Annotated in this window: 17 protein-coding genes; 12 read left to right on the forward strand and 5 right to left on the reverse strand. The window is 74.6% G+C overall.

Annotated elements, in window-relative coordinates:
* Positions 1-361 precede the first annotated feature (361 nt).
* Positions 362-775: an SsgA family sporulation/cell division regulator gene (locus KME75_RS29530; RefSeq protein ID WP_219418169.1), complete on the reverse strand. Its 414-nt coding sequence runs from the start codon at positions 773-775 to the stop codon at positions 362-364.
* A gap of 167 nt (positions 776-942) precedes the next feature.
* A complete protein-coding gene (locus tag KME75_RS29535; RefSeq protein WP_219418170.1) occupies positions 943-1,374 on the reverse strand; it encodes a hypothetical protein in 432 nt (143 codons plus the stop codon).
* A gap of 205 nt (positions 1,375-1,579) precedes the next feature.
* On the opposite strand from KME75_RS29535, the gene KME75_RS29540 reads away from it, so the two are divergent.
* Both KME75_RS29540 and KME75_RS29545 read left to right on the forward strand, forming a co-directional pair.
* Positions 1,580-3,280 (forward strand): AMP-binding protein, encoded by a 1,701-nt coding sequence (locus KME75_RS29540; RefSeq protein WP_219418171.1) that lies wholly within the window; start codon positions 1,580-1,582, stop codon positions 3,278-3,280.
* A gap of 218 nt (positions 3,281-3,498) precedes the next feature.
* Positions 3,499-3,732, forward strand: coding sequence for a hypothetical protein (locus KME75_RS29545; protein WP_219418172.1), 234 nt, complete (start codon positions 3,499-3,501; stop codon positions 3,730-3,732).
* On the opposite strand, the gene KME75_RS29550 is transcribed toward KME75_RS29545, so the two are convergent.
* The gene (locus KME75_RS29550; protein ID WP_219418173.1) at positions 3,711-4,349 is read right to left on the reverse strand and encodes a flavin reductase family protein; all 639 of its coding nucleotides are present in this window, start codon (positions 4,347-4,349) and stop codon (positions 3,711-3,713) included. The genes KME75_RS29545 and KME75_RS29550 overlap by 22 nt on opposite strands.
* Positions 4,350-4,407: 58 nt before the next feature.
* Here KME75_RS29550 and KME75_RS29555 point away from each other — a divergent pair, with 58 nt between their 5' ends.
* Positions 4,408-5,376 (forward strand): cobalamin biosynthesis protein, encoded by a 969-nt coding sequence (locus tag KME75_RS29555; protein WP_308283209.1) that lies wholly within the window; start codon positions 4,408-4,410, stop codon positions 5,374-5,376.
* 27 nt (positions 5,377-5,403) lie between these two features.
* Here KME75_RS29555 and KME75_RS29560 read toward each other — a convergent pair whose 3' ends face one another.
* Positions 5,404-6,297: a LysR family transcriptional regulator gene (locus KME75_RS29560; protein ID WP_219418174.1), complete on the reverse strand. Its 894-nt coding sequence runs from the start codon at positions 6,295-6,297 to the stop codon at positions 5,404-5,406.
* A 95-nt stretch (positions 6,298-6,392) separates the two neighbouring features.
* Between KME75_RS29560 and KME75_RS29565 the strand changes: the two genes are divergently transcribed.
* Positions 6,393-7,457, forward strand: a complete 1,065-nt coding sequence (locus KME75_RS29565) for an MBL fold metallo-hydrolase (protein WP_219418175.1) — start codon at positions 6,393-6,395, stop codon at positions 7,455-7,457.
* On the forward strand, positions 7,454-8,785 hold the full coding sequence (locus KME75_RS29570) for an MFS transporter (protein ID WP_219418176.1): 1,332 nt from the start codon (positions 7,454-7,456) through the stop codon (positions 8,783-8,785). The genes KME75_RS29565 and KME75_RS29570 overlap by 4 nt, the downstream gene beginning before the upstream one ends.
* Before the next feature lie 103 nt (positions 8,786-8,888).
* Here KME75_RS29570 and KME75_RS29575 read toward each other — a convergent pair whose 3' ends face one another.
* Positions 8,889-9,752 carry an SURF1 family cytochrome oxidase biogenesis protein gene (locus KME75_RS29575; RefSeq protein ID WP_219418177.1) on the reverse strand — a complete coding sequence of 288 codons (864 nt, stop codon included), beginning with the start codon at positions 9,750-9,752 and terminating at the stop codon, positions 8,889-8,891.
* A 31-nt stretch (positions 9,753-9,783) separates the two neighbouring features.
* Here KME75_RS29575 and KME75_RS29580 point away from each other — a divergent pair, with 31 nt between their 5' ends.
* From KME75_RS29580 to cbiE, 7 genes are all read left to right on the forward strand, one after another.
* On the forward strand, positions 9,784-11,301 hold the full coding sequence (locus KME75_RS29580; protein WP_308283210.1) for a cobyric acid synthase: 1,518 nt from the start codon (positions 9,784-9,786) through the stop codon (positions 11,299-11,301).
* Positions 11,298-13,349, forward strand: a complete 2,052-nt coding sequence (locus KME75_RS29585) for a putative cobaltochelatase (RefSeq protein ID WP_219418179.1) — start codon at positions 11,298-11,300, stop codon at positions 13,347-13,349. The genes KME75_RS29580 and KME75_RS29585 overlap by 4 nt, the downstream gene beginning before the upstream one ends.
* A gap of 31 nt (positions 13,350-13,380) precedes the next feature.
* On the forward strand, positions 13,381-13,995 hold the full coding sequence (gene cobO / locus KME75_RS29590) for a cob(I)yrinic acid a,c-diamide adenosyltransferase (protein ID WP_219418180.1): 615 nt from the start codon (positions 13,381-13,383) through the stop codon (positions 13,993-13,995).
* Between the two features lie 36 nt (positions 13,996-14,031).
* Complete coding sequence (locus KME75_RS29595; protein ID WP_219418181.1) at positions 14,032-15,003, forward strand: aldo/keto reductase; 972 nt, start codon at positions 14,032-14,034, stop codon at positions 15,001-15,003.
* Positions 15,000-16,352: a cobyrinic acid a,c-diamide synthase CobB gene (locus KME75_RS29600; protein ID WP_219418182.1), complete on the forward strand. Its 1,353-nt coding sequence runs from the start codon at positions 15,000-15,002 to the stop codon at positions 16,350-16,352. The genes KME75_RS29595 and KME75_RS29600 overlap by 4 nt, the downstream gene beginning before the upstream one ends.
* A gap of 128 nt (positions 16,353-16,480) precedes the next feature.
* Positions 16,481-17,293, forward strand: a complete 813-nt coding sequence (gene cobM / locus KME75_RS29605; RefSeq protein ID WP_308283211.1) for a precorrin-4 C(11)-methyltransferase — start codon at positions 16,481-16,483, stop codon at positions 17,291-17,293.
* A 71-nt stretch (positions 17,294-17,364) separates the two neighbouring features.
* Positions 17,365-18,334: precorrin-6y C5,15-methyltransferase (decarboxylating) subunit CbiE (cbiE, locus tag KME75_RS29610; protein WP_308283212.1), on the forward strand; the 970-nt coding region annotated here is incomplete at its 3' end.

An 18,334-nucleotide genomic window follows, 5' to 3' on the forward strand; every position in this document is an offset into this window, starting at 1 on the left:
GCAGAACCCGGCCGCGTCGTCGAACAGATCGACCTGACGATCAGCGCGCCCCAACGTCACCCCGAGATCCTCCCGCGGCGCGCCGCCCAGCAGGGCGACCGCCACGCGAAAGACACCAGCCACCTAGGGCGCGTCTGGTGGATCTGGGTCGATGGGCTCGGTGATCCAGGTCGTTCCTGGCAAGGCGGAGGCCCGAGCCGTCGTACCTGGCGTACCCGGTCGGGCCGACAACGCCGCCAGGGGCGATCTGGGCGCCGAGAGCGCGATCCACGGTCCGCCAGACGCGCCCTAGCACCCGGTACGCACGAGCGGCGCTTCCGTCCCGGCGGGACGGAGGTGTCGTTCCGTGCGTGCAGAGGTCCTACTCGGCGCAGCTCTGCGTGATCCGGGCGATCTCCTCGTCCAGGTTCACCTGCGCGGACTCGTCACCGAGCGCGACCACCCCAACGGTCATCTCGATGAATTGCCGCAGCAGGTCGCGGTCGACCTCGAGCACGGCCCGGCCGTCGGTCGACCGGATCTCGATCTCGACGATGTCGTAGCCCTGCACCTCCCGCGGGCGCATCCGGACGTCGCCCTCGCCCGTGGCGCAGGAGAGCGACTCGACGACGAGGTCACGGGCGACGAGCCACTCGACCCAGCGGTCCGCGCTGGTCCGGACGGCGAGGGAGATCGCGAACGGGTCGTCGGCGGTGTAGCTCCACCGCGTCACCACCGGAGCGGGCTGCCCGTGCAGCACGGTGAACATGTCCTGTTGGACGGAGTCGCTGGTCATCGTCGTCGCCCCCTGGCGGTGCAAAGGCCGTCGCTCGTGCGTCGGCGTCATGGAGCTCATCGCCGCCGGGGGCCGGAACGCTGCACTTGACGGGCGGGTTCACCCGAACAAGTGAGCAGCTCACATTCCGGTACTGTTCGATCACTTCCGGTAGTCGGAATCCGAGGTCAGGCGGGGTGTTCCGCGGTGACGACCCAGATCCCATCGTCGCCGGTGCGCCCGGGCTGGGCGAGGGTGAGCGTGAGCCGCTCGCCGTCGGCATTGCGGACGTCGATGCTGGTGCCGTCCGGCCCCGGATACGCCTCGGCCCCGGTCCAGTCGTGCGCCGCGGCGGCGTAGGAGATGGCGACCTCGGACGGGTCGAGCAGCCACGGCTGCTTCCCGCTGTCGACCTCGGCCTGCAGCGCCGCGGCCTCTGCCGCGCCCGTGGCGGGCCATGGCAGCTCGACCTCGGCGGCGGCCTGCGCCGACGTCGGCCCGGCCTGGGCCGCGGAGGGGCCGCTCGTAGCCGGCTCGGTGGCGGTGCCGCAGCCGGCGAGCAGCAGGCAGGCGAGGAACGTGGTCGCGGCGAAGCGGTGCCTCCGGCTGGGGTCGTTCACCGGGCCACCGTAGGCGCGGTGGGGAGGCGTGCCCGCCGCAGCGGGCGGCGCGTCCGGGGGATCGGGTCCCGTCCCATGGGCGAGCTGTCCGAATGGACGGGCGAACCGCGCGTGCGGATGTGACGGTCTCCGATCGGAGGTGAACCGTGAGGGACCGGCTGACTAGGGTCCGGATCGGCAGAGCGGCTACTCCCGAGGTGAGGTCATGAACCGACCGGCAGCATCGTCCTCCGCGGCGGCCTTCTACGCGGCGCGCGAGTTCCTGGTGACGCACCGCGAGGACTACGAGACGGCCTACCGCGACTTCCGCTGGCCGGAGATCGACGAGTTCAACTGGGCGCTCGACCATTTCGACGCCGTCGCGGCCGACCCCGAGCGCGGCGCGGCGAAGGCGTTGTGGATCGTCGAAGCCGACGGCAGCGACGCGCACTGGACGTTCCGGCAGCTCTCGGAGCGGTCGAGCAAGGTGGCGAACTGGCTGCGAGAGCAGGGGGTGGCCCGCGGCGACCGGATCATCCTCATGCTCGGCAACCAGGTCGAGCTGTGGGAGACGCTGCTGGCCGCCCTGAAGCTGGGCGCCGTCGTCATCCCGGCCACCACCCTGCTCACCGCCGCCGACCTGCGCGACCGGCTCGACCGCGGCGGGGCGAAGCACGTCGTGGTGGGCGGGACCGACGCGGGCAAGTTCGCCGACGTCGAGGGCGACTACACGCGCATCGCCGTGCGGGGCGCGCCGCAGGGGTGGCTCGACTACGCCGACGCCGACGCGGCCGCCGCGGAGTTCACGCCCGACGGCGTCACCCGCGGATCCGACACGCTGCTGCTCTACTTCACCTCCGGCACCACGGCGAAGCCGAAGCTGGTGGAGCACACGCACGCGTCGTACCCGGTGGGGCACCTGTCGACGATGTACTGGATCGGGCTGCAGCCCGGCGATGTCCACCTCAACATCTCCTTGCCCGGGTGGGCCAAGCACGCGTGGAGCAACGTGTTCACGCCGTGGATCGCCGAGGCCACCGTCCTGGTGCTCAACTACACGAAGTTCGACGCGCAGTCGCTGCTCGAGGTGCTCGGCCGCTGCGGCGTCACAAGCTTCTGCGCCCCGCCCACGGTGTGGCGGATGCTCATCCAGGCCGACCTGTCGAGCCTGCAGAACCCGCCGGCGAAGGTGGTCGGGGCGGGGGAGCCGCTCAACCCCGAGGTGATCGAGCAGGTCGAGAAGGCCTGGGGTCTGCGGATCCGCGACGGGTTCGGCCAGACCGAGACGACCGTGCAGATCGGCAACCCGCCCGGGCAGGCGGTCAAGCCCGGTTCGATGGGGCGGCCGATCCCGGGCTATCCGATCGAGCTCGTCGATCCCACCACCGGGCAGCCCGCCGACGAGGGCGAGATCTGCATCGACCTCTCCCGCCGCCCGGTCGGGCTGATGGTCGGGTACGCGGGCGACCCGGAGCGCAACGCCGAGGCGATGGCGGGCGGCTACTACCACACCGGCGACGTCGGCTCCCGCGACGAGGACGGCTACATCACCTACGTCGGCCGCGCCGACGACGTGTTCAAGGCATCCGACTACCGGATCAGCCCCTTCGAGCTGGAGAGCGTGCTCATCGAGCACCCGGCGGTAGCGGAGGCGGCCGTCGTCCCGTCGCCGGACCCGCTGCGGCTCGCCGTGCCGAAGGCGTACGTCGCGCTGGCCGGCGGCCACGAGCCGACCGAGGAGACCGCCCGGTCGATCCTCGAGTTCGCCCGCGACCACCTCGCCCCGTACAAGCGGATCCGCCGCCTCGAGTTCTTCGAGCTGCCCAAGACGATCTCGGGCAAGATCCGGCGGGTCGAGCTGCGCGGACGGGAGGGCGAGCTGCGCGCCGACCCGGACGCGACGCCGAGCGGCGAGTTCACGCTGTAGCCGGGGCGGGGGAGGGCTTCGGTGTGGGGTCCCGGTGTGGGCGCGGGCGCCATCGGGGAGTGTCGCTGGGCCGGCGGCTGGTGCGCCGAGCGGACTCGCACGAGCGCCCGTGAACCGGTTCGGGTGACGCTGCGCGGATCGGCGCAGGGCAGCGGCCACTCACCGCGCAGCGGCCCCCCCGCCCGCAATCCGCGACCGGCGGCCGGGTTGAACCGGCCGTGAGCAATGCACAAGAGGCGGCTGCCCTGCCGATGGCCCAGATGATGGCGGGAATGCCGGAGGTCTGGCGGCGGCTGCTGGCCGCGCACGTGTCGGACCGGACGGGTCGCTGCTCGGCCTGCCGCACCGCCAACGGCTCCGGCGCGCTCTGGCCGTGCTCGCTGCACGGGATCGCCAGCGAGGCCCGCCGGGTGTACGGGCTGCGCCTTGGTCAGGCGGTCGGCGGCGAATAGTGACCCGGCCATTGGTCGTGCGGGATCCGGGTGATGTCGAGGACCTCGCCGATCGTGGACCACTCGTTGCGCCCGAGCCGGGCGAGCGGGCGGAGCTTGTCGATCGACGGGAGCCCGCCCCGGCGGATGTCGCCGTCGACCACGTCGGGGGAGACCGCGGCGTGCACCACCCGGCCGATCACGACGGTGGAGTCGCCCAACTCCAGGGCTCGGTGCAGCGTGCACTCCAGCGCCACCGGCGACTCGGCCACCCGGGGCGGGGCGACGAGCGCGCTCGGCTCGGCGGTCAGTCCGACGGCGGAGAACTCGCTGACGCCGGCCGGGAAGTTCGTGCCGGTGGCGTTGACCTGCTCGAACAGCGGCTCGCACGCCAGGCACACCACGAACTCGCCGGTGGCGAGGACGTTGCGCAGCGAGTCCTTCACCCCCACGCTCGTGAACTGGACCATCGGCGGATCCACGCAGGAGACGGTGAAGAACGAGTGCGGGGCGAGGTTGTCCACGCCCTCGGCCGACCGGGTGGACACCCACGCGATCGGGCGGGGCACGACCACCGCCGTCAGCAGCTTGTAGAACGCCCGGGGGCCGAGCTCGGCGGGGTCGAGGTCGCTGCGCATGGCCTCGATGATCCCCCGTCCCCCGGCCGGTCGCGCGGCGCACCGTAGCGTTCCCGGGGTGAGATCGCGCGCATGGGCCCGGCCCGCCGGGCTGCTGCTGGGAGTGGCCGCCGACGCGGTGCTCGGCGACCCGTCCCGCGGGCACCCGGTGGCCGGGTTCGGACGGGTGGCCGCCGCACTGGAGCGGCGCTGGTACGCCGACCGGCGGGGCGCGGGCCTCCTCCACACCGCCGTGCTCGTCGGCGGCGCCGTGGGACTGGGGGCGGTCGCCGGCCGCGTCGCCCGGCAGAACCCGATGGCCGAGGCAGGCGTGACGGCCGCCGCGACCTGGGCCGTCCTCGGTGGGACCTCGCTCGCCCGGCACGGGGCCGCCCTCGCCGGCGAGCTGGCCGACGGGGACCTGGCCGCCGCGCGCCACCGCCTGCCGTCGCTGTGCGGTCGCGATCCCGCGGCGGTGGACGCCGCCGGCATCGCGCGCGCCGGCACCGAGTCGATGGCCGAGAACACCTCGGACGCGGTCGTGGCGCCGCTGCTGTGGGGTGCGGTCGCGGGCGTGCCGGGGCTGCTGGGCTACCGCGCTGTCAACACCCTCGACGCGATGGTCGGCCACCGGTCGGCGCAGTACGCGCGGTTCGGCTGGGCCGCCGCGCGGCTCGACGACCTGGCCAACCTGCTGCCCGCGCGGGCGGCCGCGCTCCTGTTCGCTGCGCTCGCGCCCGCCGTCGGGGGCTCGCCGCGTGCCGCGCTGGCCGCGTGGCGCCGGGACGCCGGGGCGCACCCGAGCCCGAACGCCGGGCCCGTCGAGGCCGCCGCGGCGGGCGCGCTGGGCGTGCGGCTGGGCGGGCGCACGGTCTACAAGCACGCGGTGGAGGAGCGCCCGGCGCTGGGTACGGGGCCGGCCCCCGGCCCGGACGACCTGCGGCAGGCGGCGAGGCTGTCCCGCCAGGTGGGCCGGGCCGCAGCCGTCGTCGCCGTGCTCGTCGCCGCCTTCCCTCGCGCGAACGGCAGTGTCGCTCAAACCTATTGATCGAAAGTGCCGTTCGCGCGGTGGGTGTCAGCGGGTCAGGGCCGTGCGGCAGTGGGCGATCAGTGCTGTCGTCAGCGTCGTCGGGCGCACCCCCTTCGGGAGCGCCGCGAGCACCGAGTTGGTGCCGAGGTCGTCGACGATCGGCAGGAACCGCAGCGGTCGGCCTTCGTGGCTGGCCGGGACCTCCTCCATGAGCAGCCCCCAGGCCAGCCCGCGTCCGACGATCGCGCGGATCGTGAGAACGCTGGCACTGCGGTAGACGACGTTCGGGGCCACCCCGAAGCGGCGCAGCATGGCCTCGTTGAGGTAGGTCGCGGGCTCGACGTTCAGCAGGGCGCAGGGGTGGGGCTCGAGGTCCGCGACGGTCACCGCGTCCTGTGCGGCGAGGGGGTGGTCGGCGCCGAGGGCCACGCGGTAGCGCCGTTGCCGCAGCAGCACGGTGCTCACCTCGGAGTGCTTCTGGGCCTCGTAGAGGAAGCACAGGTCGATCTGTCCGCGCAGCATCCGTTCCTGGATCTCCGGTCCGGAGCCCTCGACGATCTCCAGCCGCACCTTCGGGTATGTCCGCGCGAGGAACTCGGCCACCTCGGGGAGTACCACCGGCGAGAGCGTGGTGAAGCAGCCGACGGTGTAGGTCCCCGAGGCCGACTCCGCGGCCTCGTCGGCAGTGCTCACGAGGTGCCGCACCTCGCCCAGCAGGCTGCGGCTGCGGGTGGCGACCGCGCGACCGGTCGGGGTCAGGTGCACGCCTTTCGACTTGCGGCGGATCGCGAGCTGGACGCCGAGGACGGCCTCCAGCTCCTTCATCGCCTGGCTGATCGCGGCCTGCGTCACGTGGCACTTCATCGCCGCGCGGGTGATCGACTGCTCCTCGGCGACCGCCACGAAGTACTCGAGCTGCCGCAGCGTGACGTCCTTCATAAGCGCAGCTTAGGTCTTAACCGAGAAGAAGCAGTTTTACATGTGAAGTGAGCGGCCGCACCGTTGTCCGCAACGCTGTGACACGAAGGAGTGCCATGACCGACCCGACAGCGACCGATCGGACAACACCGCTCCCACACGTGGTGACGCTGGGGACCGCGGGCGGCCCGCGGTGGTGGGACCGCCCGGACGGGACCTCGCGCAGCGGGATCAGCACCGCCGTCGTCGTCGGCGACGCGGTGTACCTGGTGGACTGCGGGCAGGGCACCGGCCGCCAGCTGGCCCGCGCCGGGCTGCGGATGGACCAGGTGCGCGGGCTGTTCCTCACCCACCTGCACTCCGACCACGTGGTGGACCTGCCGTCGTTGCTGCTGTTCGGGCAGTTCGAGCGCAAGGACCCCGCCCTGCCGCCCATCGCCGTCCACGGGCCCGGCGGCCGCGGAGCGCTGCCGCCGGTGTCGGCGCACGCCACGACGACTCCGCGGCCCGTGGCGCCGGCGAACCCGACGCCCGGCACGGTCGACCTGGTCCAGCAGCTCTGTGCGGCGTACGCCACCGACATCAACGACCGCGTGTTCGACTCGCTCACCCGGCCGCCGTCGGACCACTTCGACGTGCACGACATCGCACTGCCGGCCGGCATCGGGTTCAACCCGAACGGCGAGGTCGCCCCGGAGATGGAGCCGTTCGACGTGTACCGGGACGACGACGTGGAGGTGACCGCCACGCTGGTGGCGCACCCGCCGATGGCGCCGGCCTTCGCGTTCCGCTTCGACACGCCCTACGGTTCGGTCACCGTCTCCGGCGACACGGCCCCGTGCGCGAACCTCGAGCGGCTGGCCGGCGGCACCGACCTGCTGCTGCACGAGGTGATCGACCTGGACCTGATCGCCCGGCGCTACACGGACACCGCGATGCTGAACGCGACGATGGACCACCACCGCCGCGCGCACACGACCGCGCGGCAGGCCGGCGCGATCGCCGAGCGGGCGGGCGCCCGGGCGCTGGCCCTGCACCACCTCGTGCCCGCCGACGCGCCACACGCGTCGTGGTTCGCCGCCTGCGAAACGTTCGGCGGCCCGCTGTACGTCCCCGACGACCTCGACGTCATCCCGTTCGCCACGGCGCCTGCCGCGATCGCCGGGGAGGTCCTCCGATGACCAGCGCGAAGCCCGCCCCCGCCACAGCGCCCGGCGCCGCGGGTACCGACCCCCGCGAGATGCGCCGGATCCTCGCCTCCAGCTTCCTCGGGACGGCGATCGAGTACTACGACTTCATCCTCTACGCCACCGCGGCGAGCATCGTGTTCGGCGAGGTGTTCTTCACCGGCGTCGGCGAGGGCGTCGCCCTGATGCTGTCGTTCGGGACTCTGGCCGCCGGCTACCTCGCCCGCCCGCTGGGCGGCCTGATCTTCGGTCACCTCGGCGACCGGCTGGGCCGCAAGGCGATGCTCGTCGTCACGCTCGTGCTGATGGGCTCGGTGAGCGTGCTCATCGGCCTGCTGCCGACGCCCGCGCAGATCGGCGTGGCCGCACCGCTGCTGCTGGTGGCCCTGCGTGTCCTGCAGGGCATCGCCGTGGGCGGCGAGTGGGGTGGCGCCACGCTGCTGGCGTTCGAGCGGGCGAAGAAGGAGAGCCGCGGGTTCGCCGCGTCGTTCGCCTACATGGGCGCGCCGGCCGGCACCATCATCGCGACGCTGGTGCTGAGCGCGGCGTCCACACTGCCCCGCGAGGACTTCCTGGCCTGGGGCTGGCGGATCCCGTTCGTGCTCAGCGCGGTGCTCGTGGCAGTCGGGCTGGTGATCCGGCTGAAGGTGGCCGAGTCGGCCGTGTTCACCGAGCTGGCGGCGCAGCCGCACCCGCGCAAGGCGCCCGCCGTGGAGGTGCTCACCCGCTACCCGCGCAGCTTCCTGATCTCCGTGGGCGCCGCGATCGCCCCGCAGGCGGCGCAGGGCCTGATGGGGGCGTGGGCGATCTCCTACGCGGTGCAGCAGGCGACGCTCGACCCGACCGCCGTGCTCAACGTCAAGGCGCTGGCCGGCGTCGGCACGATCCTCATGATCATCGTGGCCGCCCGGTTGAGCGACCGGATCGGCCGCAGGCGGGTGATGCTCGGCGGCACGGCGGCCGCGATCGCCCTGGCCTTCCCGATCCTGTTCCTGCTCGAGTCCGGGCAGGTCTGGGCGCTGTTCCTGGCGCTGTTCCTCGGGTTGAGCGTCATCCAGGGGTTCACGGCGGGCCCGTACGGCGCCTTCGCCGCCGAGCTCTACCCGACGCGCATCCGCTACAGCGGTACCTCCATCGGCTACCAGAGCGCCGCGACGCTCGGGGCCGGGTTCACGCCGATGCTCGCGACGGGGCTGGTGCTGGTGGCGGGCGGATCGCTCTGGATGGTCGGGGTCGCCTGGGTCGCACTGTCGGCGGTCACCGGTGTCGCGCTGCTGGCATCGAGCGAGGGCAAGGACAAGGACATCCGGGAGATCGCGTAGCAGCGACCGCGTGGTCCCGGATTGCAGCAAAGCCACTTTCATGCCACGTGGTTGCGTGAAAGTGGCTTTGCTGCAACGACGGCGGCGGGGTCGGGCGTGGGCGTCAGCGGCGGCCGTAGCGGTCGGCGAGGGGCGTCTCGCCGGCCGGGGTCTCGTCCGGCGCGCCCGGCTCCCCGTCCTCGCCCGCCAGGGCTCGCCGCAGCGCCGCCTTCTCGGCCTTGCGGTCGGTGCCCTTCCGCCGCTGCAGCAGCTCCAGGCGCACGAAGTAGGCGAGCGCGAAGAGCGCGATCGCCCCGAATGTGAGCCACTGCAGCGCGTAGGAGAAGTTCGTGAACGGTGCCCCGCCGGTGTTCGGCTCCACCGGGAGCGGGGTGAGGACGCCGGGCTGGTCGGGGTTGAGCTGCAGGTAACCGGGTTCGAGCGCGAGGCCGGTGGCGGCGGCGAGGGTGCGGGAGTCGGCGGCGTAGAGCTGGCGGTGGCCGTCGGCCTCGAACGGCGCGCGGGCCTGCGGGTCGGTCTCGTTCGTGCGCAGCCGCGCGGTCAGCGTGACGCGGCCCTCCGGTGGCGCCGCGAACTCGGGCACGATGCTTCCGCTCGGCGAGGTGACGTAGCCGCGGTTGACCGTGACGAGCCTGCCGTCGTCGGTGCGGAACGGGGTGAGCACTTCGAACGCCGGCTTGCCCTCCATCACCCGCAGGCGGACCAGCGCCTCGGCGTCGGGCAGGTACTCGCCCGTGACGGTCACCTGCCGCCAGACGACGTCCGGGCCCACCCCGGTCCCCGGCGCCACGAGCTCGCCGAGCGGCACGGGCGGGTTGGCGTACGAGGCGTCGATGGCCTGCTGCTGGGCGTCGCGCTGGGCCTCCCGACCGAACTGCCACGGCGCGAGCAGCGTGTAGCAGGCGACGACGAAGCCGACGACCACCGCGATGAGGGCGAGCCAGCCGGGCCGGAGGAGGAACCGCACGGCCCCAGGCTACTGCCGCGATACTGGCGCGGTGAGGGGCGCACTGCTGGTGGCGGGCACGACGTCGGACGCGGGCAAGAGCGCCCTGGTCGCCGGGATCTGCCGATGGCTCGCACGCCGCGGCGTGAAGGTGGCGCCGTTCAAGGCGCAGAACATGTCCAACAACTCGGTGGTCACCGCCGACGGCGGCGAGATCGGCCGCGCGCAGGCGATGCAGGCGCACGCCTGCGGGCTGGCCCCGAGCGTCGACTTCAACCCCGTGCTGCTCAAGCCGGGCAGCGACCGCAGTTCCCAGGTCGTGGTGCGCGGGCGGGTGGACGGCACCGTCAGCGCGCGGTCGTACCAGGGGCGCAAGGCGGCGCTGCTCGATGTCGTCACCGCGACACTGGCCGACCTGCGCTCCCGGTTCGACGTGGTGGTCTGCGAGGGCGCCGGCTCGCCCGCCGAGATCAACCTGCGGGCCGGCGACATCGCGAACATGGGGCTCGCCCAGGCCGCCGATCTACCGGTCGTCGTCGTGGGGGACATCGACCGCGGCGGGGTGCTCGCGCACCTGTTCGGCACCGTCGCCGTGCTGGACACCGCCGACCAGGCCCGCATCGCCGGCTTCGTGATCAACAAGTTCCGCGGCGACCCGGCGATCCTCGCGCCGGGCCTCGACCAGCTGCGCGCGCTCACCGGCCGCCCGACGCTCGGGGTGGTGCCGTGGGCGGAGCGCCTGTGGCTCGACGCCGAGGACTCGCTCTCCGCCGTGGCCGACGGCGTGCTCGGGCGGCCGGCCCCGCCGCACGGGTCGCAGTGGCTGCGGGTGGCGGTGGTGCGGCTGCCACGGATCTCCAACGCGACCGACGCCGAGGCACTGGCCTGCGAGCCGGGCGTGGCGGTCCGCTACGTCACCGAGGCGTCCCGGCTGGCCGACGCCGACCTCGTGGTGCTGCCCGGCTCCAAGTCGACCGTGGCCGACCTCGCCTGGCTGCGGCGCACCGGGCTCGCCGAGGCCGTGCTCGAGCACGCCCGCGCCGGGCGCCCGGTGCTCGGGATCTGCGGCGGCTACCAGATACTCGGGCGCCGGATCGCCGACCCGCACGGCGTGGAGGGCGGGGATGCCGACGGGCTGGGCCTGCTCGACCTCGAGATCGAGTTCGATGCCGACAAGCACCTGGGTAACCCGACGGGCACGGCGTGGGGCGAGCCCGTGCAGGGCTACGAGATCCACCACGGCCGCGTGACGCGCTCGGGCGACCGGGAGCTGCTGGTGGGGGAGGGCTCCGACGCGGGCGCCGTGCTCGGCACGCACTGGCACGGGCTGCTGGAGAACGACGGCTTCCGCCGCGCGCTGTTGCACCGGGTCGCCGAGCAGGCCGGGCGCACGGGGTTCGTCGCGGCGCCCGACACCTCCTTCGCGGCGGAACGGGTCGCTCAGCTCGACCTGCTCGGCGACCTCGTCGAGTCCCACCTCGACACGCACGCACTTGAACATGTCATCAGTCACGGTGCGCCCGCCGATCTCCCGCACATCACCTCCGTTCTGGCATGCTCGCCGCGATGACCACGTCCACGTTCCCGTTCTCCGCGGTCGTCGGGCACGACGACCTGCGCCTCGCGCTGCTGCTCAACGCCGTGCACCCGGGGGTGGGCGGGGTGCTGGTCCGCGGGGAGAAGGGCACCGCGAAGTCCACGGCGGTCCGGGCGCTCGCGGCGCTGCTCCCGGCGCTGTCGGTGGTGCCCGGCTGCCGGTTCGCCTGCGACCCCGCCGCTCCCGACCCCGACTGCCCCGACGGTCCGCACGTCGAGAGCGGGCCGGCCGAGCCGCGCGCCGCGCAGCTCGTCGAGCTTCCGGTGGGCGCCACCGAGGACCGGCTCGTCGGCTCGCTCGACCTGGAACGCGCGCTGGCCGAGGGCGTGCGCGCCTACCAGCCGGGGCTGCTCGCCGACGCCCACCGCGGCGTGCTCTACGTCGACGAGGTGAACCTGCTGCACGACCACCTCGTCGACCTGCTGCTCGACGCCGCCGCGATGGGCCGGGCGCACGTCGAGCGCGACGGGGTGTCGGTGTCGCACGCGGCCCGGTTCCTGCTCGTCGGGACGATGAACCCGGAAGAGGGCGAGCTGCGGCCGCAGCTGCTCGACCGGTTCGGGCTCACCGTCGAGGTGCGCGCCGCGCGCGAGGTCGACACGCGCGTGGAGGTGGTGCGGCGCCGGCTGGCCTTCGAGGCCGACCCGGCCGGGTTCGCGGCGGCCTGGCAGGACGCCGAGGCCGGGACGGCGGAGCGGATCGCTGCGGCGCAGGCGCGGCTCGCCGCCGTCGTGCTGCCGGACGCGGAGCTGCGGCGGATCGCCGCGGTCTGCGCGGCGTTCGACGTCGACGGCATGCGCGCCGACCTGGTGATCGCCCGCGCCGCCGTCGCGCACGCCGCGTGGCGCGGCGTGGACGCCGTCACCGAGGAGGACGTGCGCGTCGCGGCCCGGCTCGCGCTGCCGCACCGGCGCCGCCGCGACCCGTTCGACGAGCCGGGGATGGACGAGCAGGACCTCGACGACGCCCTGCGGGAGGCGGCGGAGCAGGAGCCGCCGTACGACGACCCGGACGACGACCCGGACGACGACCCGGACGACGACCCGGACGACGACCCGGACGGCGGCGGGGACGGCGGGGGCCCGGGCGGGTCCCCCGACCCGGCGGACGGTCCGCTCGACCAGGGAACGGGATCGTCGGACGGCCCGTCGGAGGAGGCCCGACCGGGTGGGGACGGCCGACCGCAGGCCGCGCCGCCCGCGTCGGCACCGTTCCGGGCCCGGTTGCTTCAGGTGCCCGGGATCGGCGAGGGCGCACCCGGCCGCAGGTCGCGGGCGCGCACCGAGTCCGGCCGGGTGGTGCGGGCGTCCGGGGCGGCGCCGCGGCGCGTGTCCGACGTGCACCTGCCCGCCACCATCGCGGCGGCCGCCCCGCACCAGCGCAGCCGTGGCCGCGCGGGCGCCGGGCTGCTGCTGCGCCGCGACGACCTGCGCCGCGCGGAGCGGGAGGGCCGCGAGGGCAACCTGGTGCTGTTCGCCGTGGACGCGTCCGGCTCCATGGCCGCGCGGACCAGGATGGCGGCCGTCAGCGGCGCCGTGCTGTCGCTGCTGCGCGACGCCTACCAGCGGCGCGACAAGGTCGGGCTCGTGACGTTCCGCGCCGGCGGAGCGGAGCTCGTGCTGCCGCCGACCTCCAGCGTCCCGGCCGCGCAGGCCCGGCTGGCCGGGATGCGCACCGGCGGGCGCACCCCGCTCGCCGACGGGCTGCTGCGGGCCCGGGCGGTGCTGCGCGTCGAGCGGCTGCGCGACCCGCGCCGCCGTCCGCTGCTCGTGCTGCTCACCGACGGGCGGGCCACCGTCGCGGCCCGGTCCGGCGGCGATCCCGTCCACGACGCCTGCCGCGCCGCCGGGCTGCTCGCCGCCGACGGCGTCGCGACCGTGGTCGTCGACTGCGAGAGCGGACCGGTCCGTCTCGGGCTCGCCGCTCGCGTCGCCGCGGCCGCCGGGGCGCCGAGCGTGGGGCTCGCCGAGCTGTCCGCCGACGCCGTCGCCGGTGTCGTCCACGCCGCACGCGCGGCCTGACACTCACGACCCGACGGAGGAGGGAGACAACGTGCCGCAGGGGCAGGTCACGACGGTTCCGGACGACGGGCTCACCACCCGCCAGCGCCGCAACCGCCCGCTCGTCGTCGTGCACACCGGCGAGATGAAGGGCAAGTCGACCGCCGCGTTCGGGCTCGCGCTGCGCGGCTGGAACCAGGGCTGGTCGATCGGGGTGTTCCAGTTCGTGAAGTCGGCGAAGTGGAAGGTCGGCGAGGAGGCCGCGTTCCGCGCGCTCGGCCGGGTGCACGCCGAGACCGGCGAGGGCGGGCCGGTGGAGTGGCACAAGATGGGCGAGGGCTGGTCCTGGACCCGCAAGCAGGGCACCGAGGACGACCACGCCGCCGCCGCGGCCGAGGGCTGGGCGGAGATCCGGCGCCGCATCGAGGCGCAGGCCCACGACGTGTACGTGCTCGACGAGTTCACCTACCCGATCAAGTGGGGGTGGGTGGACGTGCACGAGGTCGTCGCGGTGCTCGCCGCCCGGGCGGGCCGCCAGCACGTGATCATCACCGGCCGGGACGCCGCGCCCGAGCTGATCGAGGCCGCCGACCTGGTCATGGAGACCACGAAGGTCAAGCACCCGATGGACGCCGGGCAGAAGGGGCAGCGCGGGATCGAGTGGTGAGCGCGGCGGCCCCGACCGGGGCTAGGGTCGCGTTCCGTGGACTACACGCGACTGGGCTCGACCGGCCTTCAGGTGTCCCGGATCTGCCTCGGCATGATGAGCTACGGCTCGCCGAGCTGGCGGGAATGGGTGCTGGACCTCGACGCCTCCCGGCCGCTCGTGCGCAGCGCCGTGGACGCCGGGATCATCTTCTTCGACACCGCCGACATGTACTCGCTCGGTGCGAGCGAGGAAGTGACGGGCACGCTGCTGCGGGAGTGCTTCGCCGACCGCGACGACTACGTGCTCGCCACCAAGGTCTACCAGCCGATGAGCGACCGCCCGAACGACCGCGGCCTGTCGCGCAAGCACATCCTGGCGAGCATCGACAAGTCGCTGCAACGGCTGGGCACCGACCACGTCGACCTGTACCAGATCCACCGCTTCGACCCGAACACGCCGATCGAGGAGACGATGGAGGCGCTGCACGACGTCGTGCGCGCCGGTAAGGCCCGCTACATCGGCGCCTCCAGTATGTACGCGTGGCAGTTCGCCAAGGCGCAGCACACCGCCGACCTCGGCGGCTGGACGCGGTTCGTCGCGATGCAGGACCACTACAACCTGATCTACCGGGAGGAGGAGCGGGAGATGCACCCGCTCTGCCTCGACCAGGGCATCGGCGTGATCCCGTGGAGCCCGCTCGCCCGCGGCCGGCTCGCCCGCGTCCCCGAGCAGCGCACCACCACGCGCTCGTCCAGCGACCCGATCGCCGACCGGATGTACACCGAGTCCGACGACGCCGTGGTGCACGCGGTCGCCGACGTCGCGAAGGCCCGCGGACTGCCGCTGGCCCAGGTCGCGCTGGCGTGGATGCTCCACAAGGACGCGGTGACCGCGCCGATCGTCGGGGCCACCAAGCCGGGGCACGTCGAGGACGCGGTCGCGGCCGTGGACGTCGAGCTGTCCGACGAGGAGATCGCCGCGCTGGAGGCCGCCTACGTGCCGCACCCGGTGCTCGGCCACCAGTGAGCCGCGCGCTCGTCGTCGCTGCGCCCGCGTCCGGCAGCGGGAAGACGACGGTCGCGACCGGGCTGATGGCGGCGCTGCGGCGGCGTGGCACGGCGGTGGCGCCGTTCAAGGTCGGGCCGGACTACATCGACCCGGGCTACCACACGCTCGCCGCGGGCCGGCCCGGCCGCAACCTCGACCCGGTGCTCGTCGGCGCCGATCGCATCGCGCCGCTGGCCCGGCACGGAGCCGCGGGCGCCGAGGTGGCGGTCGTCGAGGGGGTGATGGGCCTATTCGACGGCAGGCTCGCCGACGGCGCGGGCTCCACCGCGCAGGTCGCGGCACTGCTCGGGGCGCCCGTCGTGCTCGTCGTCGACTGCCGCGGCCAGTCCCGCAGCCTCGCGGCGCTGCTGCACGGCTTCCGCTCGTTCGACGCCTCCGTCCGGATCGCGGGCGTGGTGCTCAACCGGGTCGGCAGCGAGCGGCACGAGACGGTGCTGCGGGCCGCCGCGGACGAGGCCGGCCTGCCGGTGCTCGGCGCGCTCCCGCGGCGCGACGCCCTGGCCGTGCCGTCGCGGCACCTCGGGCTGGTGACGGCCGCTGAGCACGGCAGCGCGGCAACCGCGGCCGTGGACGCGATGGCGGACCTGGTGGCCGCGCACGTCGACCTGGACGCCGTGGTCGGGCTGGCCGAGTCGCTGCCACCGGGTCCGGTGTGGTCGCCCGCCGACGAGGTGGGGCCCGTGCCGGACGCCCGCGCGCCCCGGATCGCCGTCTTCGGCGGGCCCGCGTTCACGTTCGGCTACGCCGAGCACGCCGAGCTGCTGGCGGCGGCGTGCGCGGAGGTCGTGACCGTCGACCCGCTGCGGGACGAGATCCTGCCCGACGGCACGGCCGCGCTGGTGCTCCCCGGCGGGTTCCCCGAGGAGCACGTCGCGGCGCTCGGGGCGAACGTGCCGCTGCGGGCCGCGGTGCGCGAGCTCGCCGCGTCCGGCGCGCCGGTGCACGCCGAGTGCGGCGGGCTGCTCTACCTGTGCGAGTCCCTCGACGAGACGCCCCTGTGTGGGGTGCTCCCGGCCCGCGCCGCGATGACCCCGCGGCTCACGCTCGGCTACCGCGACGCCGTCGCGCTCGCCGATTCGCCGATGTTCGCCGCGGGCGCCCGGGTGGCCGGCCACGAGTTCCACCGGTGTGCGGTCACTCCCCGTGCGGGCGCCGCGCCCGCGTGGGCGTGGCGCGGCGGCGAGCCGGAGGGCTTCGTCGCGGGCGGGGTGCACGCGTCGTTCCTGCACACGCACCCGGCCGGGGCTCCGGAGGCCGTGGCGCGGTTCGTGGCGGCAGCCGCCGTCCCGACGGCACACACCCCGTAGGGACGGCACGCGGCGCCGGCGGTGTGTGCGGCCACCACACGATGTGTGCCGTCGTGGTCGCGTGCGGATTCTCGCACTCCGGTCGGGCGCATGGACGCCGTCGCGTGGCGCAGCCCAGACTGTCCGGCGTGGATCGCGGGAGAGTGTCGTTCGTCGGGGCCGGGCCGGGTGCGGCCGATCTGATCACACTGCGGGGCGCGCGCCGCATCGCCGAGGCCGACATCGTGATCTGGGCGGCGAGCCTCGTCACCGAGGAGTGCGTCACCGAGCACGCGCGCGCCGACGCCGAGCTCGTCGACTCCTCGAAGATCGCCCACGACGACGTGCTCGCCCTCTACCGCCGCGCCGCCGTCGAGAAGCTCGCGGTCGCACGCGTGCACTCCGGGGACCCCGCGCTGTGGGGCGCGGTCCAGGAGCAGTACGACGCGGCCGAGGAGATGGGGCTCGACGTCGAGATCGTGCCCGGCGTCTCGGCGTTCGGCGCGGCTGCGGCCGTGGCGGGCCGTGAGCTGACCATCCCCGAGGTGGCGCAGTCGGTGGTGCTCACCCGGCTCGAGGGCGGCAAGACGCCGATGCCGCCCCGGGAGAAGCTGCGCGAGTTCGCGCGGCACGGCACCACCATGGCGATCTTCCTGTCCGCCGCCCGCACCGCGCAGCTGGTCGAGGAGCTGCGCGCGGGCGGCTACCCCGACGACACTCCGGTGGTCGTCGCGTACCGCACGAGCTGGCCCGACGAGCTGACGCTGCGCTGCCGCCTCGACGAGGTCGAGGCCGTGTGCAAGGAGCGCAAGCTCTGGCGGCACACGCTGTTCCTGGTGGGCGCGGCCCTGGGCGCGAAGGGCACCCGGAGCCACCTGTACCACGCAGGCCACTTCCACACGTTCCGGAAACCGGACCGGGCGGCCCGAGCGGAGCTGCGCGCCGCCCGCCAGGCGAAGTGACAGCACTTCGGAGCCGTACCGCTGCCGGCGGGCCTGCGGAACAGCAGTACAGCTCCGCAACGCTGACTGTGGTGGGGATCGACGGCGGTCCGCTGCCGCCGGGCGCGGCCGACGCGCTCGCCGGCGCCGAGGTCGTGCTGGGTGCCCGGCGGCACCTCGACGGCGTTCCCCTGCCGGACGCGGCGGAGCGCATCGTGCTCGGGCCCGTCGCGCCCGCGCTCGACGCCATCGGCGGGCGGCGGGCGGTCGTACTGGCCAGCGGCGACCCCGGGTTCTTCGGCATCGTGCGGCTGCTGCGCGAGCACGGGCACCAACCGGCCGTGCTGCCCGCGGTGTCGAGCGTGCAGCAGCTGGTCGCCCGGATCGGGCGCTCGTGGGACGACGTGGCGGTGGTCAGCGCGCACGGCCGCGCGCTCGAACCGGCCGTCAACGTCTGCCGGGCGCGTGCCGCCACCGCCGTGCTGACCGCGCCCGGCGCCGGTCCCGCCGAGATCGGGGCCGCGCTGGAGGGCTGGCCGCGCACGCTCGTCGTCGCCGAGGACCTGGGCGGGCCGGGGGAGCGCGTGACCACCCTCCCGGCCGCGGAGGCCGCCTCCCGGGAGTGGCACCCGCTCACCGTGGTGCTGTGCCTGCGCGACCCGGGAGCGGTGCCCGCCCGCGGCTGGTACGCCGGCGGTGAGCCGGCACCGCCGCCCGGCGGCTGGGCGCTGCCCGACGACGCGTTCGAGCACCGGGCAGGCATGGTGACGAAAGCCGAGGTCCGCGCCGTCGCGCTGGCCCGGCTCGCCCCGCGGCCCGGCGCGCTCGTCTGGGACGTCGGCGGGGGCTCGGGCTCGGTCGCCGTCGAGTGCGCGCGGCTCGGCGCGGCCGCGCTCGCCGTCGAGCGCCGGGCCGACGACGTCGCGCGGATCGCCGCCAACGCGGCCGCGCACGGCGTCGACGTGCGGGTCGTCGCCGGGGAGGCACCCGCGGCGCTCGCGGGGCTGCCGCGTCCGGACGCGGTGTTCGTCGGCGGCGGCGGGCCCGAGGTCGTGGCCGCGG

Origin of the sequence: Pseudonocardia nigra (genome assembly GCF_019396355.1) — a bacterium.
In the GTDB taxonomy this organism is placed as follows: Bacteria; Actinomycetota; Actinomycetes; order Mycobacteriales; family Pseudonocardiaceae; genus Pseudonocardia; species Pseudonocardia nigra.